This window comes from Thioclava marina (genome assembly GCF_002020135.1).
GTDB lineage: Bacteria > Pseudomonadota > Alphaproteobacteria > Rhodobacterales > Rhodobacteraceae > Thioclava > Thioclava marina.
In genome coordinates, this window is the sequence record NZ_MPZS01000003.1 from 187800 (window position 1) to 213415 (window position 25616).

Consider the following 25616-nt stretch of genomic DNA (forward strand, 5'->3'; position numbering starts at 1 on the left):
TCGCGGCCATGAAAGACCTCGACCTGTCTCCGATCTTGCAAAAACGTCTGAGCTTCGCGCCCTGGGTGGACCCGCGCACGCGGCGGCTGCCCGGCGTGATCCCGGTCAGCGTCGAGGACTGGTTCGAAGTCGATGACGCCTATGCGGCGCAGATGGCGCTGCGCGACCGGTTGCTCTCGCAAGAGCCTGAACTGGTCTATGCGCTGTCGGACCACGCGCGCCCGGCGGCCGAGGAGCTGTTCGACACGGTTCTGCCGCTCCTGCCGCCGCTCGGGTTTTCGCTGAACGAAGATCAAGCGATCCGACCAGACGGCGTAACCGTTCCGCTCGACCGCTCCGATCCGCTCCGCACGCTGGCTCGGCTTGTGCAATGCGACCTGTGTCTGATGGAATCCGATCCCGAGGTCTTCGGCCATGCCGAGCATGTGCTGACCGGGGGTGTCTTGTGTTTCCCCTCGGGCTGGACGCTGCGCGAGAAATTCATGCGCCCCATGATGCGCATCCACGAGCCGATCGAGATCTATACGGATGATCTGGGAAAACGGGTGCAGCGTTTGATGGACGGAGTGCAGCTGGGCAGGGGGCTGATGCGCGGGACGGCCTCGCAGTCAGACGCGCACCTGCACGACCCGCGCTCGGAATATGAATATCGTCATGGCTCTGACGGCTCTCCTTATATACGGGTCGAGCGGCAATGCCTGTTCCGCCTGCCGCAGACCCGCGCGGTGATCTTCACGATCCACACGCAGGTCGTGCGGCGCGAGGATCTGACGGCCGAACAGGCGCTCGCGATGGAAGAACATTCGGTCCGGCACGCGGACTGATCAGATCTCCTGCATCAGCCGCCAGCGCGTCTCGGCCATGTCTTGCGTGATCATGCCGGGGATCAAGAGCGCGTCGATCAACCACCACAGCCCGACGAGCGCGAGCGGGATATACCCGATCAGGATCGGGGCGAAGAGCGTGCCGATCCCGGTCAGCATGAGCATGATGAGCCCCGAGCCGACCCGGCCCAGATACATACGGTGTACGCCCAGCATCGGCAGCAGGAACCACAGCAGGTAGCCCACCAGCGCCGACTTCTTCTCATTGGCGACGCGCTGCTCGATATAGAGGGCGCGGCTGTCATCTCGGGTCATGTTAATCTCCATAACATCTTTGCTTCGATATGGGGAAGGTTTCAAGGCTATCAAGGGGAAGCGAAGCAAACACCGGGGGCGAGCCGATGCCGTCTGTTCCCGAATTTTTGGGAATCGGGCTGCGCAAATTGTCGCACCTTTCTCAATTGTTACAGAAATATGAAACGCTCTAAGGTTTAATTTGTTTAAAATCATATAGTTATGAGGCGGCCCTCAAGGGATTGTGTTCGCGCCCGTGATTTCTGGCCCAGAAACAGGCCTAACAATTGTCTGGTTTCGTCACATTCTCGGACGAATTCCCCCAGAAAACACCCTCCACGAAACGCGGTCAGAATCGAACCGCGTAGAAGGTAGAGTTTTGGGGAAAGCCATGTCGGACCTTTCGACAAATTGCGTGCTCGAACAAACGCGTGAAACCCGTCGGGCCCTCTCGTTTTCGAGAATTGGCTACGAAGGGCTCGGCAAACGCCTGTTCGACGTTGCTGTCGTCGCCGCGATTCTCCCGATTCTGCTTCCTCTGGTGGCAATGCTCGCGCTCTTGGTGCGCCTCGACGGCGGCCCTGCTTTCTTCGCGCAGACCCGGATCGGTAAGGGCGGGCGCAATTTCCGCTGCTACAAGCTTCGCACGATGCGCATCGACGCCGAAGCCGAGCTGGCCCGTCTTTGCGCCGCCGACCCCGAGATCGCCCGCGAGTGGGACATCCACCAGAAGCTCGAGAACGATCCGCGCATCACCCGCGTCGGTGCTTTCCTGCGCCGCACCAGCCTCGACGAGCTGCCGCAATTCTTCAACGTGCTTTTCGGCTCGATGAGCCTTGTGGGTCCGCGCCCCTTCATGGAAGAGCAGGAAGACAGCTATCGTGGGGCGATGGGCCGTGCCTATTTCGAGATGCGTCCGGGCATCACCGGGCTGTGGCAGGTGGCGGGCCGTTCGGCGACGGCCTTCGTCGATCGCGTCCGCTATGACGAGCGCTATTACAAGCGTCTTTCGTTGAGCAACGATATCTGGCTTTGCCTGATGACCTTCGCGGTGGTGCTGCGTCAGACTGGCCGGTAAGCCCCGAGAGACCTTTGTTCAAAGCGCCCCGTAATGGGGCGCTTTTCGTTTCAGCCCTGAACCTGAAGGAAACGCAGCCCCTTGCGGTCGATCCAGGCGGCACTCAGAACGCCGGTCTCGCACGCGCCCGTATCGAGCGCGATCCGGCCGGATTCGGCGAAGGGCTGCTCGACCACCCAATGCCCATAAGCGATCCAGACCCCGTCGCGGCGCGGGGCGCTGACGAAACGCGGATGCCCCCAGAGCAGCGCATCCGGGCTTTGGCGTTCGAGCGGGTGATAGGGATCGGCCCCCGCATGGGTCGCTGCAATCTGCCCCTCGCGCCACATCGCGGGCCGCGCGTCGAGCCAGGCCAGCAGATCGGGCCCGATTGCATGGGCGAGATCCATCCGCAACGCATCGAGCGCCTCCGGGTCGGGCCGGTCGGGGTCGGGTGGCGTCAGCCCGAAGCTGCGCAGCGTCGCATCTCCCCCGACCTTCAGCCAGCGCACGGTGTTGCGGTCGGGCGAGATCAGGAAATTGAGCAGCATACGTTCGTGATTGCCCATCAGGCAAATCATCCGCGCGGGATTGGACATCTGCGCGGCCTGCAACATCGCAAGCACATGCGCCGAATCCGGTCCGCGGTCGATCATGTCGCCCAATGTCACGACACGGGCGCGCCCTGACTCGGGTTCCGCGCCGATCCGCTCGAACATCGCGCCCAGCAGATCCGCGCGCCCGTGAATGTCGCCGATAAGGCAGATCGGCGCCTCGGGGCGCGGAAACCCGTCGGCGGCCGCGTCGGATTTCGAAAGGCGGGAGAGTAGGGATCGCAACATGTCTGGAATTCCGGGTCACGGCGGGCTGGAAACCCGCGTCCGGCTGCGACATAACTCTCAAAGAGCCTGAGAAAAAGAGGCTCACGACAAAATGGGCGGCAAACCGCCCCCGGGGCAATACGGCAGGGTAGATGACAAGACGAATTCTGATCGTGGTGGAGAACCTCCCCGTTCCGCTTGACCGGCGCGTCTGGGTCGAGGCCACCACGCTGAAAGCGGCAGGCTACGAGGTTTCGGTGATCTGCCCGATGGGGCGCGGCTGGGATGCGCCCTGCGAAGAGATCGAGGGCATCCACATCTACCGCCACCCCGCGCCGCCCGAGGCCCATTCCGGCGCCGTCGCCTATGCGCGCGAATATTGGCACGCGATCAAGGCGTGGTTCCGGCTGGCGAAAGTCGTCCGGCGCGAGCGTGGCTTTGACGTGATCCAGGGCTGCAACCCGCCCGATCTGATCTGGCTTCTGGCGCTGCGCTATCGGCTTTCCGGCGTTCGCTACATGTTCGACCATCACGATGTCTGTCCGGAGCTGTTCGAGGCCAAGTTCGACAAGAAGGGGCTCTTGTGGTGGGTGATGCGGATATGGGAGCGGATCACCTTCGCCACCGCCTCGGTTTCGATGGCCACGAATGAGAGCTTCCGCCGGATCGCGATCGAGCGGGGTGGCATGGCCCCCGAGGATGTCTTCATCGTTCGCTCCGCGCCACGGGTCGAGACATTCCTGCCCGGTCCGGGCGATGCCTCCTATCGCAAAGGCGCGAAAACAGTGCTCGGCTATATCGGCGTGATCGGCCAGCAGGAGGGGATGGATCTGCTGATCGCCGCGGTGGAGCATCTGATCCGCGATCTCGGCCATTCCGACCTGCATGTGGTGATCGTAGGCTTCGGCCCCGAGCTGCCCAATGTCGAAGCGGATGTCGCGGCGCGCGGGTTGAGCGACTATTTCACCTTCACCGGGCCGCTCTATGGCGAGGAGATGCTCGCTGCGATGAACGCGATCGATATCGGCGTCGCGCCCGATCCGAAGAACGCGATGAACGACATCTCGACCATGAACAAGGTCATGGAATACATGACACTCGAAAAGCCGCTCGTGCAGTTCGATCTGACCGAGGGACGCGCCTCGGCCGGAGAGGCTGCACTTTACGCGCGCGCCAACGATCCGCGCGATTTCGCAGCGCGGATCGCGGCCCTGATCGACGCTCCCGAGATGGCCCGCGAGATGGGACGCAAGGGGCGCGCGAGAGTGCTGGAGGCGCTCTCCTGGGACTTTTCGGCCAAACAGCTTCTGGTTGCATACGATCGGATTTTTTCCAAGATTGAGAAATAATCCCATTTGCGGCGCGGTGTTTGTTTCGAAATCGGAGCCAAAGTCTTGAAATTTTAGCAAATTTCTGCTTGATTGATGCCCCATTTGCGCCGCAAATCAGAGGGGAGGGTGCGTTTGATTTGATGCCCGTCGGGGCCGATCGGGCGCGAACCGATCCGGTAGAGGCTTTTCCGCGTGGGGGCTCACATGGCGATTTCGAAGAGACAGGGTTTCGGGGCTGTTGCCCTTCTCTGCGGCGCCATGACGGTGGGGGCGGCGATGGCGGGAGATCTTCGTGAGATCGCGCCTGCCGCCCCCGGCCTTACCTCCCGCTCGTATTACGACCCGGTCATCCATGCGCTCGATCTCGGTCTCACCCCGGCGATGGCCGACGCGCGCGTCGATGCCGCGATCAAGGCCGCCGAAAGCTGTCCGTTGGTCTTCGATACACGCAAGCCGATCCCGCATTGCTGGGAAGGCAGGCAGCAACTGGGTTCCTGATCCCGGTCTCTTCCAGGACGCACGCCTTGGGCTTGCTCAGTTCGGAATATAGTCGCCCATAACCGGCAGCGATGTCGCGATGAAACGGGTGAGACGTGCATCGCCCGCGCCCGGATCCTCGCCTGCTGCCAGCGGCGTCACATAGCGTACCAATGCGCCATCCGTGCGCCCGCGCGTCACCCCGTCCGCGATCACCGAAAGCTTTGCGCGCCAGTCGCTCGTCATCGCTACGCCGCGCTCGTCGAACCAGTAATAGACAAGTTGCCGGTTGAGCCCCTTGGCGATGATCGCGCGGTTGACCTCGAAGGGCGCGCGGCCGGGCAGGGCGATACGGTGCGGGGTGAAGGCGCTGACCTCCCAGCCGCCCGCAGGCAGGCAGACCTCGGGCGAATGGATGCCAGTGCCGCCGGTCTGATCGGCATACCAGGCGACAAAGAGGTTCACTCGCGCGTCGCTCGCGGCATCGGCGTAGATCGCGTTGAGGTAATCGCTTGCGCCAAGCACATCCTCGGTTTCAGGCGCGAGCGGATGGCGCATTCCCTCCCAATCCCCGATCCGGCCCGGGAAGGTCGCGAAGGCGAAACGATCGGGCAGGGAGCTCCCCATTCGCGGCAGGCTCAACCAGGCGGCGCTTGCCAGCGCGCTAAGTCCGAGCGCCATGATCAGGGCGCGCGAGGGGGCGACGCTCAGCAACCGCCGGGCCTCAGGGGCAAAGCGGCGATAATCGAGATCGAGCGCCTCGGCCAGCGGAAGCGGGCGCGGCGTCAAACGTTGCAGGCCGATCGCGGAGAGGCTCAGGATCGCGATGGCGGCCCCGAAGATCACCCAGCCTTCAAAGACATGAAGGAAGCCCTCCGCCTGTCCGATCCCGTAAGAATTGACGAGGATCGCCACCACTCCGATGCGCAAGCTGTTGAGCGCCACCGTCAGCGGGGCCGCCATCGCGAACAGCACCGCCTTGTGCCAGAAGGGGCCACGATAGAGGATGCCGAAGAGATAGGAAAAACTCAGGATCGGGAACAGGTAGCGCAACCCCGAACAGGCTTCGGCCACCTGAAGCTTGTAGACGCCCAGGTCGATCACGTTGCCTTCCAGGAAGACCGGAATGTCGACCGCGCGCACCAGCGCGATGCCCAGCTCCGAAGAGACCATCTGCAGCGCGATCGTCAGCCGCCAGTAGAGGATCTGCGGCAAAGGCAGCATGAAGATCAGATGCAGGACGGGCTTCCAGTGCCGCCGTCCCGTGTCCCAGCCCATCACCAGCAACACCACGCCCATCAGCCAGACGATCAGCGCGTAGGTCACGATATCGGGGATCTGCGCCAGCGTCCCGAAAGCGCCGAGCGCGAGCCCGAGCCCGATCACCACGATCCCTGGCCAACGGCGCGTGGGACCATCGGGCAGGGCGGGGGCATGGCGCAGTTCACGAGCGAAAAGGTAGAGCGAGATCATCGGGATGATCGGCCCGTGGCTATATTCCGGCGTGGACCAGGCCGCCGCGAGGCTCTCGATCCCTAGGGCAAAGAACGGGGACGAGATCAGCGCAAGGGCAATCAGGCCGAGCGCGCCCCAAGGCAGGGCGCGCACCCGTGCCGGAAAGGTGCTCGTCGTGATCATCTGCTCGCCTCTTGGCCGTCTGATGCGGCGCTTGGTGAAATCCTACCCGCGACGGAGGGAAAGCCAAAGCGCAAAGCGCGTTGCAAGCCGGGCTGCGGGGCGCTGCGCCTCTTTTTCTGCGCGAACGGGGCGGTTTGGCAACGCTCAGGGAGCTTCGCGCAGCTTCTCGAGCGTCGCGGGGGCGTCGGCCATCTGCGCGGGCAAGCGATCGCCGGCCAGCGCGACCGCCTGCGCCAGTACCCGTGCGGCTTCCTCGCGTTCCCCGGTCGCCGCCAGCGCCATCGCATAGTGATATTGTGCGAGCGCCACTTCGGGCATCCCGGCCGCCGCCGCCGCGAGCAGTGGCATTGCGGTCTTGTAATCGCCCCGCCGAAATTCCGCCCAGCCATAGGTGTCCTTGAAGGCGGGTTCGGGGCGCTCGCGGAAGCGTTTGGCGATGCGCGCGGCGCGCTCGAGGCTCGCCTTGTCGTCTCGATGCTGGCTGAGCAGGCTCGCGAGATTGTTGGCTACGATCAGATCGCCGCTGTCGCGTGCGTAAAGATCCTCGTAAGTGGCGATCGCCGCGTCGAAATCGCCCGATTTCTCTTCCGAGCGGGCGCGGTAAAGCAAAAGCACCGGATCGGCCTGCGGCGCGGATTTCAGCGCCTGCGCGATTACATCGGCCGCCTCTGTCTCCTTGCCCTGCGCGGCCAGCAGCCGGTAGAGCTGGCGCGCGGGGGCGGGATCGGCGGGCGCCTCGGACATGAGTGCGCGCAGCCCTGCCTCGGCGCTTTGCGGATCGCCGAGCATCGCGGCGAGATTGGCCGAAAGCATCCGCAGCCCGCGATCTTCAGGGCGGCGCGTGAGCTGTTCATCGAGATAGGCGCGCGCGGCTCCTGCGCGTCCGGCCCCGATCTGCGCCTGAACCACCGCCGCGACGGCCATATCTCCACCGCCATTGGCTGCGGCCAGCGATTTGAGCGTCTCGATTGCGTTGTCGGTGCGTCCGCGCCCCATCAGGATCGCCGCGCGGATCGACTGTGCAAGCGCCTCCGTCTCGGGAAGGCCGAGCGCGGCAAGCTGATCGGCGATCGCATGGGCCTGGGGCCAGTCATTATCCCGAAGCGCGAGATCGGCCTGACGTTGCAGGATGCCCGGCGTGCCGGGATTGCGCTGGGCGGCCTCGGCAAGCAGGTCGCGTGCGGCCTTGCTCCGATCCTGCGAGAGCAGGAAATCGGCATAGCGGATCGCCTCGGGGGCTGCGTGATTGGCGGCTTCGTAGGCTTGCGCGAACCGTGCCCGTGCGAGATCGGGGGCGCCTTCGCGCAGATCCGCCTCGGCCATCAGCGTCAGGGTGTCGGGATTGGTCGGGTCCTGTTGCAGCGCGGTGCGCAGATCGACGATCGCAGCGTCGAAATTGTCCGAGGCGATCGCCCAGCTTGCACGCTGTTGCAGTGCCGGGACATTGAGCGGCGTGGCCTTCAATTCCGTCTCGATTTCGGCGCGCGCCGCATCCGACTGACCTGCGGCCTCGAGCATGCGCGCATAGGCCACGCGCATCCGTCCGCGCTCCTCGCCCTCGGGCAGACGGGTCAGAAGCGCCTTCATCCGGGTGAGCGCATCGTCCTTGCGGCCAGCACGAAACGCGAGATCAGCGCGCATCGCGGAGAAGATCGCCTCGTTGGGTTTGCCCTGCGACTCCGTGATCAGCTTATCGAGTTCGCGCGCGGCGGCGTCAGCGCCACGCGCTCGGGCGAGAAAGCGCACCAGCTCGACATAACCCTCTGTCTGGCTTTGCGGGTCGGTGGCGAGCCTGCGCAGGAAACGCGCCGCGCCCTCGGGATCATCGCGCAGCACATACCAGGCGACAAGCGCGGTGCGTGTCTTGGGATCGTCGGGGAAGAGCGTCTGCATCGTCTCAAGTTGGGCGCCGATCTTGTCGGTTCTGTTCAGTTCACTGAGCAACTCGAGGCGCAGGACTTGCAGGCGATATTGCCTGGGTTCGCGGGTCAGTGCGGCATCGAGCGCGTCGAGCGCGCCTTCGCGATCACCTGCCGCGTTGCGCGCATCGATCAGGACGTGCCAGGCGGTCGGCACATCGGGCGCCTCCTGCGTGAGCCGTTCCGCCGCTTTCGAGATCTCGGCATAGGCGCCACGGTCGGACCGCGCCATCGCCGCACGCAGGGACAGCGCCACCGAAACCGCGCGCGCGCCGGGATCGTCAGGCAAGAGCTCGAGCGTGCGGCGCGTCTGGTCGCGCGCGCCGGTCAGGTTGCCCGAGCGCAGCGACAATTCGGCAAGGATACGGTGAATGTCGGCAAGGTCGGGATATTGCTCGGACAGGCGCAGATACTGGCTATAGGCCTCCTGAAGGCGGCCCTGTTGAAGCAGGATATCGGCATAAAGCCTGCGCGCTTGCTGATGCGAGCTGTCGTAATCGAAGACATTGCGCAGTTCGACCAGCGCGCGCGGGACGTCGCCCTGCGCCAGAAGTTCCTCGGCCGAGCGGTAAAACGCCTCAGCCTTCTCCTCCTTGCTCTTGCAGCCCGCAAGGGCGAGGCCTGCGCAAAGCACGAGTGCTGCGGATCGCACGGAAAAAGGTCGGGACATCTGTTCTGGCCTGCTCGTTGCGCTCTCTCCGGCGCTTTTGGGCACTCTAGCGATTTTGCATGTCCCGATAAAGCCTTTCGCGCTTTGGCATGGGGCGCCGCGAGGGGAGGGGTGTGAAACTTGCGACAGATGTGCCGCAGCACCGGGTTTTGGGCAGGGGAATGTTGCGATTTGCGCAGATTTCCGCTTCACTGCCGGAAATCAGAAAGAGGCCGCAGGCCCGGAAACAGGCATGAACGAGATCTACACCGAATTTTTCGGACTTGCGGAGCGGCCCTTTTCGCTGCTGCCCGATCCCGATTTCATCTTCTGGTCGCCCGAGCACAAGCACGCGGTGACCATGCTCGAATACGGGTTGTTCTCGCGTGCGCCGATCACGTTGATCACCGGGGAGGTCGGCGCAGGCAAGACGACATTGCTGCGCTACCTGATGGCCTCGATCTCGGATGACGTGACGATGGCGCTGGTCTCGAATGCGCGCGGTGGTCGGGAGGACGTGATCCGCTGGATCATGCTCTCGCTTGGTCAGCGGATCGAGCCGGGCGAAGACTACGTGCTCATCTACGACCGTTTCCAGCAATTCCTGATTTCCGAATATGCCGGGGGGCGGCGCGTGGTGGTGGTGATCGACGAGGCGCAGAATCTCGATGCGGGCGTGCTCGAAGAGCTGCGCATGATCACCAATATCAATGCCGACAAGGACGAGCTGGTGCAGCTTATCCTGATGGGCCAGCCCGAACTGCGCGACCTGATCTCAAAACCCGAACTGCGCCAGTTCGCGCAGCGCGTTTCCTCGGGGTTCCATCTTGGACCGATGGCGGCCGATTGCGCGCAGGCCTATGTCGATCATCGCCTCTCGGTCGCCGGGGCGACGCGGCAGATCTTCACGCCGGAGGCCTCGCAGAAGGTTCATGCCTATTGCGGCGGCATCCCGCGTTTGATGAACCAACTCGCCGATCTTGGCATGGTCTATGCTTATTCCGCGCGCTCGGAGGAGGTCACCGCCGAGATCATCGACAAGGTGATCGAGGACAATGTCTTCTATCTGCCCGTCGAGAGCCAGCGTCAGCGAATGCAGGCCGTGACGGGCGGTCGCGAGGATGATCTTGCCGCGCGCGGGAGGACGTGATGCGCGATCTGCGCTTCTACGCGATGCTCCTGCTGCGCCGTCTGCACTGGCTGATCCTGCTCACGCTGATCGGGACGATGGCGGGGCTTGTCGTCGCGCGGTTGATCACGCCGATCTATCAGGCGAACGCGCTGTTGGTGGTCGAGGGAGAGCGCATCCCCGACCAGCTCGCTTCCTCGACGGTGCAAACCGACACCAATGCCAAGTTGCAGGTGATCCGCAAACGGGTGCTCGCCCGTGAGAACCTTCTCGACATGGCGCGCCGGATGGACCTCTTTCCCGCCCTGCGCACGGCGTCGGGCGCACGCGATGTCGACGCGGTCTTCGAGGCGCTGACGGGGTCGATCTCGATCGAGATCAGCAAGCAGGCAAAGTCGAAAACCGCGCCTCAGGAAGCGACCTTCATGACCGTGTCCTACATCGCGGGCTCGCCCACGCGGGCCGCGCAGGTCGCGAATGAACTGGTCACGCGCATCCTCAAGGAAGATGCCGATATCCGAACGAAGGCCGCGCGGGACACACTCGATTTCTTCTCGCGTGAGGTCGATCGGCTCAATTCCGAGCTTGCGAAATCCTCTGCGACGATCCTCCAGTTCAAGCAGGAAAATTCCACTGCATTGCCCGAGCGCCTTCCGCTGCTGCGCGACCAGCTTGCGGCACTCCAGCTTTCCACGCCACAACTGGCCGACCAGATCAGGGAGGTCGAGGACCAGAAGGATCGGCTTGTCCGCCGCCGGGAAGTCTCGGGCGAGACGGTCGTTCTCGATGCGATCTACCCACCGGCGCAACGCGATCTGGCCCGGCTGGAGGCGCAACGCGACGCGCTTCGCCAGGTGCTGCCCCCGGACGACCCGCGCATCGCGGCGCTCGGGGCGCAGATCATGGAGCAGGACGCCGGCGCCACAGAACCGCTCGCAAAACCTGCCTCTGCTTTCGAGGAACGCCTGCGCGCGCTCGAAAACGATCTCTTCACCGCACGCGCGCGTCAGGAAGCGGCCGAAGTGCAGATGGAACAACTCCAGGCCGATATCGCCAAGGTGCCAGCCAATGCGGCCGCGCTCGAAGCGTTGCAGCGCGATTACGCAAACCTGCTCGACCAGTACGATCGCGCGACAAGGGCCCGCGCGGTCGCCGAGACCGGCGACACGATCGAGTCTCTGGCGAAAGGCGAGAAGCTGACCGTGATCGATCAGGCGGTGGCTCCCAACGAACCGGTCAAACCTAACCGCAAGACGATCGCCGTCGCGGGGTTCGGGGCGGGGTTCGTGCTGGGGCTTCTGGTGATCATCGGGCGTGAGCTGCTCAACCCCGGCATTCGCCGCCCCGAGGATCTGCAGCGCCAGTTGGGCATCAGCGCCTTTGCGACCTTGCCCTATATCGCGACGCCTGCCGATCTCGCGCGGCGTCGGCGTCAATTCGTGATCTCCTCCGTGATGGTGTTGGGTGCGCTGATCGCGGTGCTTGCGCTTGTCGGGCTGCTCTACATGCCGCTCGACCGGATCTTCTGAGGGGGGAGGGGCAGCGATGGCCGAGAGAATTCGGGATGCGATTGCCAAGGCCCGGGCGGCTAGGATGGGACAAGGCGGAGCCGATCGCCGCGCGCTCGGCGCGGCGCCCCAAACACTGACATTGCGCGCGGGGCCCGCCGGGGCGGCATGGTCCGCGCTGTCGCCACTCGAGCCGAGCCCGGTCGGTCTGCGTACCAACCGAGTCGTCGCGCGCGAGGGTGGAGCCGAGTCTGCCCCCTTCGACATGCTGCGCACCAAAATCCTGCAGCAGATGCGCTCGAACGGCTGGACGCGCCTTGCGATCACCTCGCCTTCGGCGGGCTGCGGTAAATCCACCATCGCGCTCAACCTCGCATTCAGCCTCGCACGTCAGGAAGAGATCTACCCGATCCTGCTCGAGGCCGATCTGCGCCGCCCCTCGCTGGCAAAGCTGCTCGATATCGAAGCGGGTCCGCAGGTTTCCGAAGTCTTCGCGGGACGTGCCGAATTTTCCGATTACGCTCTGCGGGTGGGGCCGAACCTCGCGCTCGGGCTCAATACCAAGCCCGTCGATCACCCCGCCGAGTTGATCCAGTCGAGAACCTCCGGCGAGGCCCTCAAGCGCATCGAGGCGATCTACCAGCCTGATCTGATCATCTTCGACACCGCCCCGGTTCTCGTCAGCGACGACACGCTGGCGCTTGCGGCCTATGTCGATTGCGTCCTGATCGTCGCTGCGACCGAAGAGACGACGATCAAGGAAATCGACATCTGCGAGCGCGAACTGGCCGAACGCACCAACGTGATGGGCGTCGTCGTCAACAAGTTCCGCTTTTCGGGCCCCGAATACGGGTATGGCTACGGGTATGGCTATGGCTATGGCGAGGAGAACGCGGGCTGAGCGCCCCTTTGCCTTCCGTCATGCCCGTGCCATATAGCCTCGATAAGGCGACCCCGGCCGGTCCCGGCTGCGCTGTGACCCATGGCCGTGACGGTTGTTCCGCCCCATGCGCCAAACCCAGATCCGAAAGGCCGACATGACCCGCATCATCCAATCGCTCGCCGAGATTTCGAAACCCTATGACGTGCTGTTCTGCGATCTCTGGGGTTGCCTGCACAATGGCGTGGCGCCTTTTCCCGAGGCTGTCGCGGCTCTTCAGGGCTTTCGCGAGCAAGGCGGCAAAGTGGTTCTTCTGACCAATGCGCCGCGCCCGGCGAAATTCGTGATCGCAGCGCTCGACCGGATGGGCTGTCCGCGCGATGCCTACGATCTCGTCGTCTCTTCGGGCGATGCCGCGCAGGATGCGATGTTCGCGGGAGCGGTGGGCAAGAAGGTCTGGCATCTCGGCCCCGACAAGGACAACGGCTTCTTTACCGAGGTTCCCGAGGAATGGCAGGGTCAGGCCGAGATCACCCGCGTCGATTTCGACGAGGCCGACGGGATCGTCTGCACCGGCCCCTTCGACGAGGAAACTGAAGTGCCCGAGGATTACCGGCCGAAATTCCTGCTCGCGAAGACGCGCGAGCTACCGATGCTTTGCGCCAATCCCGATATCGTCGTCGATATGGGCGACAAGCGGATCTACTGTGCGGGCGCGCTCGCCGCGCTTTATGAGGAAATGGGGGGCGAGGCGATGTATTTCGGCAAGCCCCATCCGCCGATCTACGATCTCGCGCGGCGCAAGCTGGCGCGGCTCGGCGGCGTTGATGACGCGCGCATTCTCGCGGTGGGGGACGGGATCAATACCGATGTGCCGGGCGCCGCAGGAGAAGGGATCGATTGCCTCTTCGTCACCGGTGGTCTGGCGCATGACCAGTTCGGCCCCGATCGCGAGAATCCCGACCCGGAGCTGCTGCGCGGCTGGCTCGGCGCGCGCCAACAGGACCCGCTCTATACGATCGGGACCCTGCGCTAGCCTAAAGGTCTAAGGGCAACTTTGTTGCGCCTCTGATCTCATTCGGGTAAAAAAGTTGCGCAGGCATCTTGCCTGCGCGCTTCTGCATATGCTATGCCGCAGCGCAACATGAACTTCCGGCAGGGACTTATGGATATGCTCGACAACATGCCCCGCGGCACGATCTGCATCGAAGATCTGGAAATCGGGATGGTTCGCTATCTGCGCAAGCAGATCACCGACCGTGATATCGAGATGTTCGCCGAGGTATCGACGGACCATAACCCCGTGCACCTGGATGACGATTACGCACGGGACACGATCTTCGAGGGTCGAATCGCCCACGGGATGCTGACCGCTGGCCTGATCTCGGCGGTTATCGGTGAGCAACTGCCCGGTCACGGCACCGTCTATCTGGGTCAGTCGCTCAAGTTCATGGCGCCCGTGCGCCCCGGCGACGTGGTCTATGCCGAGGTGAAGGTGATCGCGATCGACCATTCGCGCCGCCGTGTCACGCTTGAAACCCATTGCGCGGTGGGCGATACGGTTGTCGTGAAGGGCGAGGCGCTGGTTCTGGCACCCTCGCGGAAATTCGACTGACCCGGCGGACCCCGCCGGAGGGCGGGGTGATGAAACGCGTAACCTCCTGGACATCGCTTGATAATGCGGCCCGTGGCGCCTCTGTCGCCATGGGCAATTTCGATGGGATCCATCTTGGCCACCAGTCGGTGATCGATCAGGCGCGCGGTCGTGACGCGCCGCTCGGCGTCATCACCTTCGAGCCTCACCCGCGCGAGTTCTTCGCTGCCCGTGCGGGAAAGATCTTGCCGCCCTTTCGCCTGATGAGCCCCGAGTCGCGCGCCAACCGGCTCGCCAAGCTCGGCGTCGATGTTCTTTACGAACTGCCCTTCAACGAGACGCTCGCCGACATGTCCGCCGAGGCTTTTGCCCGCGAGGTTCTGGCCGAGGGGCTGGGCGTTACGCATGTCGCGGTAGGGGATGATTTCCGTTTCGGAAAGGGCCGTGAAGGCGACACCGAAATGCTTGTCGAGCTTGGCCGCAAATACGGTTTCGAGGTCACGATCGCGCCGCTTCTGCATGTCGAGGGGGTCGAGGCCTCTTCCACGGCCATTCGCACCGCGCTGGCCGAGGGACGTCCCGAGGACGCCGCGAAGATGCTGGGCCACTTGCACCGCATCGACGGCGCCGTTTTGCATGGCGACAAACGCGGGCGCGACCTTGGTTATCCCACTGCGAACATGTCGGTGGCGGGGCTGCATCTGCCGAAACTCGGCGTCTATGCGGTGAAAATCGACGTGCTGACCGGCAAGCATCAGGGAAATTACCTTGGTGCCGCGAGCCTCGGCGTGCGCCCGATGTTCGGCGAGAACACCCCCAATCTCGAAACCTTCATCTTCGATTTCAAGGGCGATCTCTACGGCGAGCATGTCTCGGTCGCTCTGGTCGAATATCTCCGGCCCGAGATGAAGTTCGACGGGCTCGACGCGCTGGTGGCCCAGATGGACGCAGATTGCGCGAAGGCGCGGGAGATTCTGGCGGAGTAGGCGATCGAGGGCGGCGCCCGACCTCGGGTGGGCGCTTTGTGCCGCTCGTGGCTGGGCGCTTTTATCTCAAAAGCCCGCAGGTAGCTTGAACGCGCGCGCCATCGCCAATGCGCCCTCCCGGGGGGAATGAGGAGGGACCGTCGCGCCAGTGGCGCGGCGTAAGCACGACGAATGGGCGCGGCCCGGGGCTCGTCGCCCCGCGCCAGTTCTCTTTCCCCCCGCCATTCCCAAACCACAGATCCGGTAACGATCCGCCGATCCCCCCTTTCCATTTCCCCGCCGCTGCCCCATTTTCCGCGCCATGACCAAACTGCGCCCCGAATTCTGGAAGCTGCCGCTGAAAAAGCTCACCGCCCCCGAATGGGAGGCGCTGTGCGACGGCTGTGGCAAATGCTGCCTGAACAAGCTCGAATACGAGGATACGGGCGAGGTGGTCTTCACCCGCGTCGCCTGCCGGCTTCTCGATGGCGAGACCTGCCGCTGCACGCAATACGACATTCGCCACCAGTTCGTCCCCGAATGCGTGACGCTGACCCCGAAGACGATCAACAAGATCGCCTACTGGATGCCCGCGACCTGCGCCTATCGGCTGCGCTTCGAAGGCGAGCCGCTGCCCGAGTGGCACTACCTGATTTCGGGCTCGCGCGAGACCGTCCACGAGGCGGGCGAGAGCGTGCGCGGCTGGACCGTGCCCGAATTCGAGGTGCCCGAGGACGAATGGGACCAATACACGATCGAGGACCTCTCATGAATTTCGCCTCCGACAACACCTCCGGCGCGCATCCCGCCATTCTCGAAGGCCTCGCCGCCGCCAATGCGGGCCATGTCCATTCCTACGGCGCGGACCCGATCACCGAGGGCGTGCAGGCGAAGATCCGCGAGATTTTCGAGGCGCCCGAAGCGCGCGTCTATCTGGTGGCGACCGGGACCGCGGCCAATGCGCTTTCCTGTGCGGTGCTGACCCAGCCCTGGGGCGCGATCTTCTGCCATCGCAACGCCCATATCGAGGAAGACGAATGCGGCGCGCCCGAGTTCTACACGAATGGCTCGAAGCTGGTTCTGGTCGACGGACCGGATGCGAAGATGGACCCGGAGCTGCTCGCCCGGACCATTTCCCATACGGGCCGGGGCGGCATCCACAACGTCCAGCGCGGCATGGTCTCGGTCACCAACTCGACCGAGGCAGGCGCGGTCTACTCGCCCGCCGAGGTGGCGGCGCTGACCGAGGTCGCGCGGCGTTTCCACCTGCCGGTGCATATGGACGGGGCGCGCTTTGCCAATGCTCTGGTCGCGGCCGGATGCACGCCCGCCGAAATGACGTGGAAAGCGGGCGTCGATGTACTCAGCTTCGGTGGCACCAAGAACGGCTGCATGGGCGTAGAGGCGGTGGTGATCTTCGATCCGAAACATGCCTGGGAGTTCGAGCTGCGCCGCAAACGGGGCGGGCATCTGTTCTCGAAGCACCGCTTCCTTGCGGCGCAGATGCAGGCCTATCTGACCGATGATCTGTGGTTGAAGACTGCCCGCCATGCCAATGAAATGGCGCGCAAACTTTCCGAAGGCGTCAGCAAGATCGAAGGCGCAAAACTGATCCACCCCACCGATGCCAACGCGGTCTTCGCGGCTTTCCCGCGCGGCGCCCATAAGCGCGCGCACGAGGCCGGGGCCTATTACTACCTCTGGCCGTTCGATCAATCGCTCGAGGGCCCGGAAGAGGAACTTCTGGCCGCGCGTCTGGTGTGTTCATGGGCGACGACGCCTGAGGAGATCGACGCTTTCCTGTCGCATCTCGCCTGATCTCAGCGCCGGGGCAGGTCGCGAAACGCGAGTTTCTCGGGCGGCCCGTGCCATTCGGGATGCTTCGCCTGCGCGGCCTTCAAGGCCGCGCGAAAGCGTCGAAGCGCGCCAAGCCCGGGGATGCGTGGAATATGCGCGAGCTCCCAGTGGATGCCGTTTATCGGGTCGTCGAAGAACACCGCGTAATAGCCGGGCGCATAAACAGAATATTCCTGTGGCGCCTCGGTGACCGACAAGCCGCGCGGGATCAGGAAGTCACGGTGAAACGCATCCACCTCGGCCCGAGATTTCGCCCAGAGCGCGATATGATGGATGCCCACCGCCCGCGCCTCGTGATCCAGCTTCTCGCCCGATCGCGCGGGCTGGATGCCGATATAGGAATGCGGCATCGGAAAGCGCGCCATGTAATAGGTCGAGCGATACCCGATATCGAGCGTCCAGAAGCTCCGGTATCCAAGCCAGCCGAACATCGCATCGTAGAAGGCGATGGAATTCTCGTAATCGAGCACCGAGAACTCGACGTGATTGACCCCGCGCCAGCGCATGAGCGACCTCCATGTTCCGCTTCTCAGGTAACCGCGCAGCTTTGACAATCAAGGCGCCCTCACGCGATCAGGATCGGAAGAGATCAGTACGCGACTTCAGACGTTGAGTACTTCGTACCCTGAAAGTCGGGAAATCGCCTCATTCGCGCCGCGCGCGCGTCGCCATCGCGCGCGACGCTGTGGTCATGCTGATGCGCCTCGCCAATCCGTTCGTTCTGCCTGCCGCCGGGTCTCTTCCCGCTCTGTCGCGGCGCGTCCTGGCGCTTTCGGCGATGGCGGGGCTCTCGGGGTGCCTCTTCTACAGTCACGTGGCGCTCGCGATCGGCGCGATGCCGCTCTGGCTCTTTGCGGCCTGTCTCTATGCGCTGGGTGTCGGGCTGAGCGCGGCGTTTATCCTGGCGTTTCTGCCGGGACTGAGCCGGTTCATCGCCTTTACCGCGGTGTCGCGACTGGGACTCGCGCTTGTCGCCGCCCAGAGCCCCCCGCTTGCGTCTGTGCTGATCTCCACGCCTGCGCTCAACGCGACCCTGGTGGTCGGCCTTGCGCTCGCGCTTCAACAGCTCGCCCGGGTCCAGCCGCAATTCGCCCGCGGCGTGCATCGGCTGGCTCTGAGCTGATTTCTTACATTTCGGGAACAGGGTAGGGCGGTTGCCATGGGGGCGCCGTTCCGTCCTGCGTGACCGTTTCCGCCGTGATCTCGAAAAGCACCAGATGGCTCAGTTCGGGACGCGAGCGCGAGGCATAGATCAGTCCCTGCGCGCCCGCCGACCGCGCACCATCCGAAAAGACCCAGGTGGGCGAGGGGGCGCCCGCCGCACGCCCATCTTGCCACACGATCGAGGCCGCGGCCTGATCGGGGGTGCCGCGCAGATCGACCATCTTTTCTGCGGTGATCCTCAGGGGCACGATCACGCGAGGTGGATCGCCCGCCCGCACGTAACGCCGAAGCGCCACAGCCGCGCCCTCCGCGCTCAGCGAGGCATAAAGTGCCGGCTGCCCGGAATGATGAAACCGGCCCTCCGGGTGGCGAGCCGGTTCAAGCACTTGAACGACGCGGTCGGCAGAGAGGATCCGCCAGACCGTGCCGTTGAACGAGATCACTCGGCCTCGCCCTGCTCGGCAAGCCATTTCTCGGCGTCGAGCGCGGCCATGCAGCCCATACCCGCCGAAGTCACCGCCTGACGATAGGTGTGATCGGTAAGGTCACCGGCGGCGAAGATGCCGGGCACCGAGCTGCGGGTCGAGCCCGGCTCCACCCAGACATAACCGCCCGCCTGCATCTTCAGGCTGTCCTTGACCAGTTCCGAAGACGGCGCGTGCCCGATTGCCACGAAGAAGCCGTCGCAGGGGATCACTTTTTCCGAACCGTCCACGGTCGATTTCACCCGCACGCCGGTGACGCCGAGGGGCGCTTCGGTGCCGAGGATCTCCTCAACGGTGTGGTTCCATTCGATCTCGACCTTGGGGTTCTTGAACAGGCGATCCTGCAGGATCTTTTCCGAACGCAGGCTGTCGCGGCGATGCACCAGCGTGACCTTCGACGCGAAATTGGTCAGGAACAGCGCCTCTTCGACCGCCGTGTTGCCGCCGCCGATCACCACGACTTCCTTGCCGCGATAGAAGAACCCGTCGCAGGTGGCGCAGGCCGAGACGCCGAAGCCCTTGAATTTCTCTTCCGAGGGGATGCCCAGCCATTTCGCCTGTGCACCGGTGGCAAGGATCACCGCCGAAGCCTCGTAGGTGGTGCCCGAATCGCCTTTCGCGATGAAGGGGCGCTTGGAGGTGTCGAGCTCGGTGATCATGTCCATGATGATCTCGGTGCCCATCGTGCGGGCATGCTCTTCCATCTTCACCATGAGGTCGGGGCCCTGAATCTCTTTCTCGCCGGGCCAGTTTTCCACCTCGGTGGTGATGGTGAGCTGCCCGCCCGGTTGCATGCCCTGCACGAGAACCGGCTCGAGCATCGCTCGCGAGGCATAGACGGCCGCCGTGTAACCCGCCGGGCCGGAGCCGATGATCAGGACCTTGGTTTTCTTCGTCTCGGACATGCCCGCCTCCTTTGAAATCTGCCTGTCGGATATAATCGGAGCACGCCGCGGCGAAAAGCCCCCGCTTGCTGCGGCGAATTGCTCTTGCGGCGACCCGCGCGAAATATTATTGCGCAACACGACGCCCGCAGGTAAGTTCCGCAGCAAGTCACGAAGGAAAGTTTCAAATGCCCACCTCTCGGCTCGACGACATCGACCGCAAGATCCTCGCCGAATTGCAGGCTGATGGTCGGATGACCAATGTCGAACTGGCCAAGCGTGTGGGCATCTCTGCGCCTCCCTGCTTGCGTCGTGTGCGCACGCTGGAAGAGGCGGGTTATATTCGCGGCTACCATGCCGATGTGAACCCGCGCGAGCTGGGATTCGAGGTTCAGGTCTTCGCGATGGTGCGTCTGCATTCGCAGGCCGAGTCGGATCTGTCGGCCTTCGAGGGGCGTTGCCGCGACTGGCCGCTCGTGCGCGAATGCCACATGCTCAACGGCGAGATCGATTTCGTGCTGAAATGCGTGGCTCCTGATCTGTCGAGCTTCCAGAGCTTCCTCACCGGTGAGCTGACCGCAGCCGATAACGTCGCGAGCGTGAAGACGAGCCTCGTGATCCGCTGCGCCAAGGACGATCCCGGCGTGCCCTTCGACGTTCTCGAAGAGCGCATCTCCAAGCTCGCCTGAGCGTTTCCAGTTCCTGATCCGAAAGCAGTGGGGCGCCGCCCCTCTCTTGGTTGCGTGAGATGTCGGCGGGGACAGCGCCCCTTTCAGCGCGTCTCTTTCGGGCGCATCACGAGCCAGATCAGCGCGCCGCCCGCAAGCGTCAGGAAGGGCAGCATCGCGAGGTTGACCGCCTGCCAGCCGGCTTCCGTGTTGCCGCCCTGAGCGCAATTCATCAGGCCGCCCGACGATAGCGATGCGAGGAACACGCCGCCGAAGACGATGAAATCGTTCATCCCCTGCACATGGCCGCGCTCCGAGGGCTCATGGGCCGAGGCGAGCATCGCGGTGGAGCCGATGAAACCGAAATTCCAGCCCAGGCCCAGCAGGATCAGGGCGAGGTAGAATTTCTCGAGTTCCACCCCGGTCAGGGCCACAGCGCCTGAGGTCGCAAGGATCACCAGACCGGCGCCCACGATCGTTTCCTTGCCGAAACGCGCGATCAGGTGGCCGGTGAAGAAGCTGGGCAGATACATCGCGAGAACGTGAGCCGAGACGATATTGGCCGCGTCCCCTTGCTCGAAGCCGCAGCCCACGACTGCGAGCGGGGTCGAGGTCATCACGAGGTTCATCAGCGCGTAGGAGACCATGCCGCAGATCATCGCCACCACGATGACCGGGTCCTTGAGCAACTCGCGCCGGGTGCGGCCTTCGTGATGCTCGTGTTTCTTGCGCCGCCCCGGAGCGGGGATGTCGAGGAAGGCGAAGAGAAAGGGGCCCATCGCGTTGATCGCGATGATCGCGAGATAGGTGGCCATGAAGGGCACGAGCATCGCCTGGCTCGTGACCTTCACCAGTTGGGGGCCGATGATGGCAGCAACCAGCCCGCCCGCGAGCACATAGGAAATCGCCTTGGCCTGGAATTCGGGACGCGCGGTGTCGGTCGCGGCGAAACGGTAGAAGCCCTGGGCCGACATGTAGATGCCGGTCAGGAACGAGCCGCCCAGAAAGACCCAGAACGAGCCGATATAGAGCGCATAGGCCGCAATCGCCGCACCTGTCGCGCCCGCGACATTCGAGAGCAGAAAGCCCGCGCGACGTCCGTAAGCGCTCATGAATTCCGACATCGGTTGCGCCGAGAGCACCGAACCCAGCACGATCAGCGACAGCGGCAGCGTCGCGAAGCAGGGGTTCGGCGCGAGCATCTGCCCCGCCAGCCCTCCCACGGTGAAGATCATCGGCATCTGCGCACCCAGCAGCGCCTGGGCGAGCACGAGGACGATGGTGTTGCGCTTCTCGCGCGGGAAGTCCTGGGGGGAGGTGATATCGCTCATATCCGCTTGCTAGCGCGCGCGAAGAGGGCTGGCAAGCGCGCGCGTGATAGGGCAGGGTGGCGGTCATGGTCGGACGTATCATCACTTGCGAGGCGGATATCGAAGAGGGCACCGCCTGGCTGTGCCGCGCCGAGCCGCGTTTTGCCGAAGTTTGCGAGATGACGGGCCCCTGGCCCCTGCGCCGGCGCGAGGACGGGTTCGCCGCCCTGCGCGATGCGATCATCGGTCAGCAGGTTTCAGTGGCGGCGGCCAATTCGATCCGCGCGAAGGTGCTTGATGCAGGCTTCGCGGAGCCCGTCGCGATCGCGGGAGCTTCTGAGGATGATCTGCGCGCCTGTGGCCTCTCGCGCCAGAAGGTGCGCTACCTCCAGGCACTGGCGGGATCCGGCGTCGATTTCGAAGGGCTGCGCGTCCTGCCTGACGAGGAGGTGATCGCCCAGCTTCTGCCGATCCCGGGCATCGGTCGCTGGACGGTCGAGATGTATCTGATCTTCGCTCTGGGCCGCGCGGATGTCTTCGCGGTGGATGATCTGGCGCTGGCCGAGGGCGCGCGTCTTCTCTTCGATCTGCCCGAGCGGCCGAAACGCAAGCAGTTCAACGAGCTTTCCGCCGTCTGGTCGCCCTGGCGCGCGGTTGCGGCGCGCGGGCTCTGGGCCTATTACGCCGCGTGCAAGAGACGTGAAGGAGTGGCGCCATGACGCGCAAGCTGGAAGCCGGTCGCAAGGGGCCGCAATCGGGGCAGGTGAAATCGGCGGTGGTCTTCCTGCACGGCTATGGCGCGGACGGTGCGGACCTGCTGGGACTCGCCGATCCGCTGGGGGGGCATCTGCCCGACACGCTTTTCATAGCCCCCGATGCACCCGAACCCTGTCGCGCGGCGCCTTATGGCCGGCAATGGTTTCCGATCCCCTGGCTCGACAATTCGACCGAGACGGAATCGCTCGAGGGGATGCGCGCGGCGGCCGAGGATCTCAACGCGTTTCTCGACGCGGTGCTGGACGAGCAGGGGCTGAGCCCCGCGCAGCTTGCGGTGATCGGTTTCTCGCAAGGCACGATGATGGCGCTCGAGGTGCTGCCGCGTCGTGCCGAACCTGTGGCTGCTCTGGTGGCGTTCTCGGGCCGCCTGCTGCGTCCCGAGGCTTTGGGGGGCGAGGCGCTCAGCAAACCGCCCGTGCTGCTCGTACATGGCGATCAGGATCCGGTCGTGCCCTTTTCGGACATGGGCAAGGCGGGCGACGCGCTGGTTTCGGCCGGCTTTGATACCTACGCGCATGTGATGAAGGGCACCGGCCATGGCATCGCGCCCGATGGTCTCTCCGTGGCCCTTGCCTTCCTGCGCGACAAGCTGCCCGGCTGATCCGTCACCTGCCTGTCACAGCCTTCTGATAATTCGTGCTGCAGAGCAGCAATTCGCGAGATCAAGAGGCTTGCCAGATCGCGAACGCCATATATAGTTATCGTTAAGGCAGGGGCGGACCCCGCCCCTGGGCCGAGGCAGGCGACAGGGCGAGGACGGAGTCACCCATGCTGGACGAATGCGACAGGATCGATTTTCGAACGCAATTCACCCGCGAGCCAGCGGCGCTGAGGCGGCATCCCGCGCTTGTGCTCAACGCTGATTTCAGGCCGCTTTCCTACTACCCGCTATCGCTGTGGCCTTGGCAGGAGGCGATAAAGGCGGTCTTCCTCGACAGGGTCACGATATTGGCCGAATATGACGAGGTTGTGCGCAGCCAGCGCGAGGCCTTCAAGATCCCCTCGGTCGTCGTCCTCAAAGAATATGTCCGACCCCAGAAGCGCGTGGCTTTCACGCGCTTCAATCTTTTTCTGAGGGACGAATTCAAGTGCCAGTATTGCGGCAAGAAGGGCGATCTGACCTTCGATCACGTCATTCCGCGCTCGCGCGGGGGGATTACCAGCTGGGAGAATGTCGTGGCGGCCTGCGCGCCGTGCAATCTCAGGAAGGCGAACAAGCCGCTCGAACGCTCCGGGATGCGCCTGCTCAAGCCCGCGCGTCAGCCCCAGCCGGAAGACATGCTGCGTATCGGGCGGCGCTTTCCTCCGGGATACCTGCATGAGAGCTGGATGGATTTCCTCTACTGGGATACCGAGCTCGAAGCCTGAGACCGTCGTGGGCTGTCGATCATGTCGCAGGCGGGCGATTTGACTGGCGCAAGGCGCGTCCGGCGCTTATGGCTTTTGCCATGACCGAGACTCTGCCCCCGTGCCCCGAATGCGCCTCCGAATTCACGTATCAGGTGGATGCCCTGCTCATTTGCCCGGAATGCGGCCATGAGTGGTCGCCCGGTGCCGAGGCGGAAGGCGAGGCCGTGGTGCGCGATGCGGTCGGCAATGTCCTTTCCGATGGCGATACCGTCACCGTGATCAAGGATCTCAAGGTGAAGGGCTCTTCCTCGGTGGTGAAGGTCGGCACGAAGGTGCGCGGCATTCGGCTCGTCGAGGGCGATCACGACATCGACTGCAAGATCCCCGGCATTGGCCCGATGGGTCTCAAGTCGCAATTCGTGAAGAAGGTCTCGGACTGAGGCAACCCCGCCAAGCGACCCAAGGCGCCTTTCACGGTCTTCCCGAGCGGGCGGAAGGGTGGTTCACGCCAGCGGCATCGGGTCGCGGCTGAAAAAGCTCCTCAGGTTGGTGAGGCCCGCGAATTGCGCCGCGACGAGCACCAGTGCGCCGATCCAGGTAACCAGAATGCCCGAGCTGCCCGGGGAGGGCAGGTAAGCAAGCACGAGAACGGACAGGATCGTGAAGACCGTTGTGAGAGCCGCGCGGTTCACCTCGGGAAGTGCCATCACTTTCGACAGGCGCCATAGCGCCAGTGCCAGGCCCGCCAACTCTCCGATAATGCCCAGCCAGATCACGGGGAGCATCGAGCCTGTCTGAACCAACGCCCAATAGCTGAGCGGGAGCACCGCTATCCTCGGCACGTTCCCCCAGAGCCCGTTATCGGTCTGTCCTGCGGAAAGCGCGACCGTGCTCGGCCCGTTCTTGATGGCGCGGATCGTGTTGAGAAGTGCAAAGGGGATCAGGAGCGGCAGGAGGCTCGCATATTTTTCTCCCAAGACTGCGACGACAACGATCGGCCCTACGAGGAGGGTGCCGAGAAGGAGGGTGGAGCCCGTGAGGAACATGCCCTCGAATGTTGCCGCGGCGAACCGGCGATGCTCGGCTTCGTCATCGCGCCCATGTGCGCTCGACAGTTTCGGCAGGAACAAGTTCTGTACCGATTTCGCACCGATCAACGAGGGCGTCAGTGTCAGTGTCATCCCCATCGCGAAGATCGCCAGCTCCTCCATGCCCGCAAGCCGCCCGACGATGATCTTGTCGCCCTGAAAGACCAGATACATCAGCGCTGCATTCGCAAGCAGCGGCATTCCGAAACGCAGGCTCTCGCGCATCACGGGGCCATCGAGGCGCGGCCGGTAGGGGCGCTCGGCGACGAAATGCGAGGTCAACGCGCCGAGGGCCGCATATAGCAAGATCGCCCAGAGCGCCGCGCGCCAGTCGTTGAAGATCAGCGCCAGTGGCCAGACCGCGATGAAGGCCACAAGGGCGGGCAAGGTGCCGGTCAGTATCAGCGGACGATAACGGCCCGCGCGCTGGGCGCGGTGGATGTCGAAATGCTGCAGCGCGTTAAAGAGCGGCACCAGTGCCAGCCAGCGATAGGCCGAAGCTGCCTGCGGAATGCCCAGGAACTGAGCGATCGGTCCGGCCAGCACCAGCAGCGCCAGCGCGCCCAGCCCCCCACGCAGCAGCTGAAACCCCTGGAGAGCGGCCTGGAAATCGGGTTCATCCCCGCGCTTCGACTGCACGATCTGTTGCTGCAAGCCCAGCGTCGAGGTCATCTCGATCACCGCCATGATCATCGCGAAGGTTGCGGCCACGCCGTAATCGGCCACCGGGATCAGCCGCGCGAGCAACAGGTTGCGCGCCAGCAGCAACGCCGAAGCGGAGGCGTTTCCGGTCACGATCAGAAGGGCGGTGCGAAGCATCTCTCGTCCGGCAAGGCGCGAGACGTCAGATCCGCGCGGGTTCGTTCGCATATTCCTGCGCCGCGCCCCGGGAGGTCAAGCGTACTGCCTCATGCCGGTGTGGGAACCTGTGACATGGGCGCCACGCA

At 64.1% G+C, this 25616-nt stretch carries 27 protein-coding genes; 18 read left to right on the plus strand and 9 right to left on the minus strand.

Going from position 1 to position 25616, the window contains the following annotated elements:
* Positions 1-8 precede the first annotated feature (8 nt).
* A complete protein-coding gene (locus tag BMG00_RS15190) occupies positions 9-824 on the plus strand; it encodes a heme-dependent oxidative N-demethylase family protein (protein WP_078574925.1) in 816 nt (271 codons plus the stop codon).
* Here the strand turns inward: BMG00_RS15190 and BMG00_RS15195 are convergent, their stop codons facing one another.
* Positions 825-1139: a TM2 domain-containing protein gene (locus BMG00_RS15195; protein WP_078575266.1), complete on the minus strand. Its 315-nt coding sequence runs from the start codon at positions 1137-1139 to the stop codon at positions 825-827. It abuts the gene before it with no gap.
* A gap of 370 nt (positions 1140-1509) precedes the next feature.
* Here BMG00_RS15195 and BMG00_RS15200 point away from each other — a divergent pair, with 370 nt between their 5' ends.
* Positions 1510-2196 (plus strand): sugar transferase, encoded by a 687-nt coding sequence (locus BMG00_RS15200; protein ID WP_078574926.1) that lies wholly within the window; start codon positions 1510-1512, stop codon positions 2194-2196.
* A 50-nt stretch (positions 2197-2246) separates the two neighbouring features.
* Here BMG00_RS15200 and BMG00_RS15205 read toward each other — a convergent pair whose 3' ends face one another.
* Positions 2247-3017 carry a metallophosphoesterase family protein gene (locus tag BMG00_RS15205; protein WP_078574927.1) on the minus strand — a complete coding sequence of 257 codons (771 nt, stop codon included), beginning with the start codon at positions 3015-3017 and terminating at the stop codon, positions 2247-2249.
* A 131-nt stretch (positions 3018-3148) separates the two neighbouring features.
* Between BMG00_RS15205 and BMG00_RS15210 the strand changes: the two genes are divergently transcribed.
* A complete protein-coding gene (locus BMG00_RS15210) occupies positions 3149-4345 on the plus strand; it encodes a glycosyltransferase family 4 protein (protein WP_078574928.1) in 1197 nt (398 codons plus the stop codon).
* Positions 4346-4603: 258 nt separating this feature from the next.
* A complete protein-coding gene (locus BMG00_RS15215; protein ID WP_146642673.1) occupies positions 4604-4825 on the plus strand; it encodes a hypothetical protein in 222 nt (73 codons plus the stop codon).
* A 36-nt stretch (positions 4826-4861) separates the two neighbouring features.
* Here the strand turns inward: BMG00_RS15215 and xrtD are convergent, their stop codons facing one another.
* Positions 4862-6442, minus strand: coding sequence for a VPLPA-CTERM-specific exosortase XrtD (xrtD, locus tag BMG00_RS15220; protein WP_078574930.1), 1581 nt, complete (start codon positions 6440-6442; stop codon positions 4862-4864).
* Positions 6443-6586: 144 nt separating this feature from the next.
* A complete protein-coding gene (locus BMG00_RS15225; protein ID WP_078574931.1) occupies positions 6587-9031 on the minus strand; it encodes a tetratricopeptide repeat protein in 2445 nt (814 codons plus the stop codon).
* Positions 9032-9263: 232 nt separating this feature from the next.
* On the opposite strand from BMG00_RS15225, the gene BMG00_RS15230 reads away from it, so the two are divergent.
* The 8 genes from BMG00_RS15230 to BMG00_RS15265 all read left to right on the plus strand — a co-directional run bounded on the left by BMG00_RS15230 (position 9264) and on the right by BMG00_RS15265 (position 16904).
* Positions 9264-10160, plus strand: a complete 897-nt coding sequence (locus BMG00_RS15230; protein ID WP_078574932.1) for an ExeA family protein — start codon at positions 9264-9266, stop codon at positions 10158-10160.
* Complete coding sequence (locus tag BMG00_RS15235; protein WP_078574933.1) at positions 10160-11668, plus strand: GumC family protein; 1509 nt, start codon at positions 10160-10162, stop codon at positions 11666-11668. The genes BMG00_RS15230 and BMG00_RS15235 overlap by 1 nt, the downstream gene beginning before the upstream one ends.
* A gap of 16 nt (positions 11669-11684) precedes the next feature.
* Positions 11685-12548: a CpsD/CapB family tyrosine-protein kinase gene (locus BMG00_RS15240; RefSeq protein WP_078574934.1), complete on the plus strand. Its 864-nt coding sequence runs from the start codon at positions 11685-11687 to the stop codon at positions 12546-12548.
* A 136-nt stretch (positions 12549-12684) separates the two neighbouring features.
* Positions 12685-13563: a TIGR01459 family HAD-type hydrolase gene (locus tag BMG00_RS15245; RefSeq protein WP_078530190.1), complete on the plus strand. Its 879-nt coding sequence runs from the start codon at positions 12685-12687 to the stop codon at positions 13561-13563.
* A gap of 135 nt (positions 13564-13698) precedes the next feature.
* Entirely contained in the window at positions 13699-14142 is a 444-nt protein-coding gene (locus tag BMG00_RS15250; protein WP_078530189.1) for a MaoC family dehydratase, read from the plus strand.
* A 29-nt stretch (positions 14143-14171) separates the two neighbouring features.
* A complete protein-coding gene (locus BMG00_RS15255) occupies positions 14172-15107 on the plus strand; it encodes a bifunctional riboflavin kinase/FAD synthetase (RefSeq protein ID WP_078574935.1) in 936 nt (311 codons plus the stop codon).
* A gap of 301 nt (positions 15108-15408) precedes the next feature.
* A complete protein-coding gene (locus BMG00_RS15260) occupies positions 15409-15858 on the plus strand; it encodes a YcgN family cysteine cluster protein (RefSeq protein ID WP_078574936.1) in 450 nt (149 codons plus the stop codon).
* Positions 15855-16904 (plus strand): threonine aldolase family protein, encoded by a 1050-nt coding sequence (locus BMG00_RS15265; RefSeq protein WP_078574937.1) that lies wholly within the window; start codon positions 15855-15857, stop codon positions 16902-16904. Before BMG00_RS15260 ends, BMG00_RS15265 begins: the two co-directional genes overlap by 4 nt.
* A gap of 2 nt (positions 16905-16906) precedes the next feature.
* On the opposite strand, the gene BMG00_RS15270 is transcribed toward BMG00_RS15265, so the two are convergent.
* A complete protein-coding gene (locus BMG00_RS15270; protein ID WP_078574938.1) occupies positions 16907-17449 on the minus strand; it encodes a VOC family protein in 543 nt (180 codons plus the stop codon).
* A gap of 185 nt (positions 17450-17634) precedes the next feature.
* On the opposite strand from BMG00_RS15270, the gene BMG00_RS15275 reads away from it, so the two are divergent.
* Complete coding sequence (locus BMG00_RS15275; RefSeq protein WP_078574939.1) at positions 17635-18066, plus strand: hypothetical protein; 432 nt, start codon at positions 17635-17637, stop codon at positions 18064-18066.
* A 4-nt stretch (positions 18067-18070) separates the two neighbouring features.
* On the opposite strand, the gene BMG00_RS15280 is transcribed toward BMG00_RS15275, so the two are convergent.
* Together BMG00_RS15280 and trxB are read right to left on the minus strand one after the other, a co-directional pair.
* Positions 18071-18550 carry an RES family NAD+ phosphorylase gene (locus BMG00_RS15280; protein ID WP_245795057.1) on the minus strand — a complete coding sequence of 160 codons (480 nt, stop codon included), beginning with the start codon at positions 18548-18550 and terminating at the stop codon, positions 18071-18073.
* Entirely contained in the window at positions 18547-19497 is a 951-nt protein-coding gene (trxB, locus tag BMG00_RS15285; RefSeq protein ID WP_078530013.1) for a thioredoxin-disulfide reductase, read from the minus strand. The genes BMG00_RS15280 and trxB overlap by 4 nt, the downstream gene beginning before the upstream one ends.
* 167 nt (positions 19498-19664) lie before the next feature.
* On the opposite strand from trxB, the gene BMG00_RS15290 reads away from it, so the two are divergent.
* Complete coding sequence (locus BMG00_RS15290) at positions 19665-20165, plus strand: Lrp/AsnC family transcriptional regulator (protein ID WP_078530012.1); 501 nt, start codon at positions 19665-19667, stop codon at positions 20163-20165.
* Between the two features lie 83 nt (positions 20166-20248).
* Here BMG00_RS15290 and BMG00_RS15295 read toward each other — a convergent pair whose 3' ends face one another.
* Positions 20249-21475 carry an MFS transporter gene (locus tag BMG00_RS15295; RefSeq protein ID WP_078530011.1) on the minus strand — a complete coding sequence of 409 codons (1227 nt, stop codon included), beginning with the start codon at positions 21473-21475 and terminating at the stop codon, positions 20249-20251.
* A 65-nt stretch (positions 21476-21540) separates the two neighbouring features.
* Here BMG00_RS15295 and BMG00_RS15300 point away from each other — a divergent pair, with 65 nt between their 5' ends.
* The 4 genes from BMG00_RS15300 to BMG00_RS15315 all read left to right on the plus strand — a co-directional run bounded on the left by BMG00_RS15300 (position 21541) and on the right by BMG00_RS15315 (position 24021).
* The gene (locus BMG00_RS15300; protein ID WP_078574941.1) at positions 21541-22173 is read left to right on the plus strand and encodes a DNA-3-methyladenine glycosylase family protein; all 633 of its coding nucleotides are present in this window, start codon (positions 21541-21543) and stop codon (positions 22171-22173) included.
* A complete protein-coding gene (locus tag BMG00_RS15305) occupies positions 22170-22832 on the plus strand; it encodes an alpha/beta hydrolase (protein WP_078530009.1) in 663 nt (220 codons plus the stop codon). The genes BMG00_RS15300 and BMG00_RS15305 overlap by 4 nt, the downstream gene beginning before the upstream one ends.
* Positions 22833-22999: 167 nt before the next feature.
* Complete coding sequence (locus BMG00_RS15310; RefSeq protein WP_078530008.1) at positions 23000-23599, plus strand: HNH endonuclease; 600 nt, start codon at positions 23000-23002, stop codon at positions 23597-23599.
* An 80-nt stretch (positions 23600-23679) separates the two neighbouring features.
* Positions 23680-24021 carry a zinc ribbon domain-containing protein YjdM gene (locus BMG00_RS15315; protein ID WP_078575268.1) on the plus strand — a complete coding sequence of 114 codons (342 nt, stop codon included), beginning with the start codon at positions 23680-23682 and terminating at the stop codon, positions 24019-24021.
* A 63-nt stretch (positions 24022-24084) separates the two neighbouring features.
* On the opposite strand, the gene BMG00_RS15320 is transcribed toward BMG00_RS15315, so the two are convergent.
* Positions 24085-25488, minus strand: a complete 1404-nt coding sequence (locus tag BMG00_RS15320; RefSeq protein ID WP_158521748.1) for an oligosaccharide flippase family protein — start codon at positions 25486-25488, stop codon at positions 24085-24087.
* Between the last annotated feature and the right edge of the window lie 128 nt (positions 25489-25616).

Coding starts and splice junctions, on each gene's coding strand:
- BMG00_RS15190 (WP_078574925.1), top strand. CDS start 9: ATGAAAGACCTCGACCTGTCTCCGATCTTGCAAAAACGTCTGAGCTTC.
- BMG00_RS15195 (WP_078575266.1), bottom strand. CDS start 1,139: ATGACCCGAGATGACAGCCGCGCCCTCTATATCGAGCAGCGCGTCGCC.
- BMG00_RS15200 (WP_078574926.1), top strand. CDS start 1,510: ATGTCGGACCTTTCGACAAATTGCGTGCTCGAACAAACGCGTGAAACC.
- BMG00_RS15205 (WP_078574927.1), bottom strand. CDS start 3,017: ATGTTGCGATCCCTACTCTCCCGCCTTTCGAAATCCGACGCGGCCGCC.
- BMG00_RS15210 (WP_078574928.1), top strand. CDS start 3,149: ATGACAAGACGAATTCTGATCGTGGTGGAGAACCTCCCCGTTCCGCTT.
- BMG00_RS15215 (WP_146642673.1), top strand. CDS start 4,604: ATGGCGGGAGATCTTCGTGAGATCGCGCCTGCCGCCCCCGGCCTTACC.
- xrtD (WP_078574930.1), bottom strand. CDS start 6,442: ATGATCACGACGAGCACCTTTCCGGCACGGGTGCGCGCCCTGCCTTGG.
- BMG00_RS15225 (WP_078574931.1), bottom strand. CDS start 9,031: ATGTCCCGACCTTTTTCCGTGCGATCCGCAGCACTCGTGCTTTGCGCA.
- BMG00_RS15230 (WP_078574932.1), top strand. CDS start 9,264: ATGAACGAGATCTACACCGAATTTTTCGGACTTGCGGAGCGGCCCTTT.
- BMG00_RS15235 (WP_078574933.1), top strand. CDS start 10,160: ATGCGCGATCTGCGCTTCTACGCGATGCTCCTGCTGCGCCGTCTGCAC.
- BMG00_RS15240 (WP_078574934.1), top strand. CDS start 11,685: ATGGCCGAGAGAATTCGGGATGCGATTGCCAAGGCCCGGGCGGCTAGG.
- BMG00_RS15245 (WP_078530190.1), top strand. CDS start 12,685: ATGACCCGCATCATCCAATCGCTCGCCGAGATTTCGAAACCCTATGAC.
- BMG00_RS15250 (WP_078530189.1), top strand. CDS start 13,699: ATGCTCGACAACATGCCCCGCGGCACGATCTGCATCGAAGATCTGGAA.
- BMG00_RS15255 (WP_078574935.1), top strand. CDS start 14,172: ATGAAACGCGTAACCTCCTGGACATCGCTTGATAATGCGGCCCGTGGC.
- BMG00_RS15260 (WP_078574936.1), top strand. CDS start 15,409: ATGACCAAACTGCGCCCCGAATTCTGGAAGCTGCCGCTGAAAAAGCTC.
- BMG00_RS15265 (WP_078574937.1), top strand. CDS start 15,855: ATGAATTTCGCCTCCGACAACACCTCCGGCGCGCATCCCGCCATTCTC.
- BMG00_RS15270 (WP_078574938.1), bottom strand. CDS start 17,449: ATGCGCTGGCGCGGGGTCAATCACGTCGAGTTCTCGGTGCTCGATTAC.
- BMG00_RS15275 (WP_078574939.1), top strand. CDS start 17,635: ATGCTGATGCGCCTCGCCAATCCGTTCGTTCTGCCTGCCGCCGGGTCT.
- trxB (WP_078530013.1), bottom strand. CDS start 19,497: ATGTCCGAGACGAAGAAAACCAAGGTCCTGATCATCGGCTCCGGCCCG.
- BMG00_RS15290 (WP_078530012.1), top strand. CDS start 19,665: ATGCCCACCTCTCGGCTCGACGACATCGACCGCAAGATCCTCGCCGAA.
- BMG00_RS15295 (WP_078530011.1), bottom strand. CDS start 21,475: ATGAGCGATATCACCTCCCCCCAGGACTTCCCGCGCGAGAAGCGCAAC.
- BMG00_RS15300 (WP_078574941.1), top strand. CDS start 21,541: ATGGTCGGACGTATCATCACTTGCGAGGCGGATATCGAAGAGGGCACC.
- BMG00_RS15305 (WP_078530009.1), top strand. CDS start 22,170: ATGACGCGCAAGCTGGAAGCCGGTCGCAAGGGGCCGCAATCGGGGCAG.
- BMG00_RS15310 (WP_078530008.1), top strand. CDS start 23,000: ATGCTGGACGAATGCGACAGGATCGATTTTCGAACGCAATTCACCCGC.
- BMG00_RS15315 (WP_078575268.1), top strand. CDS start 23,680: ATGACCGAGACTCTGCCCCCGTGCCCCGAATGCGCCTCCGAATTCACG.
- BMG00_RS15320 (WP_158521748.1), bottom strand. CDS start 25,488: ATGCTTCGCACCGCCCTTCTGATCGTGACCGGAAACGCCTCCGCTTCG.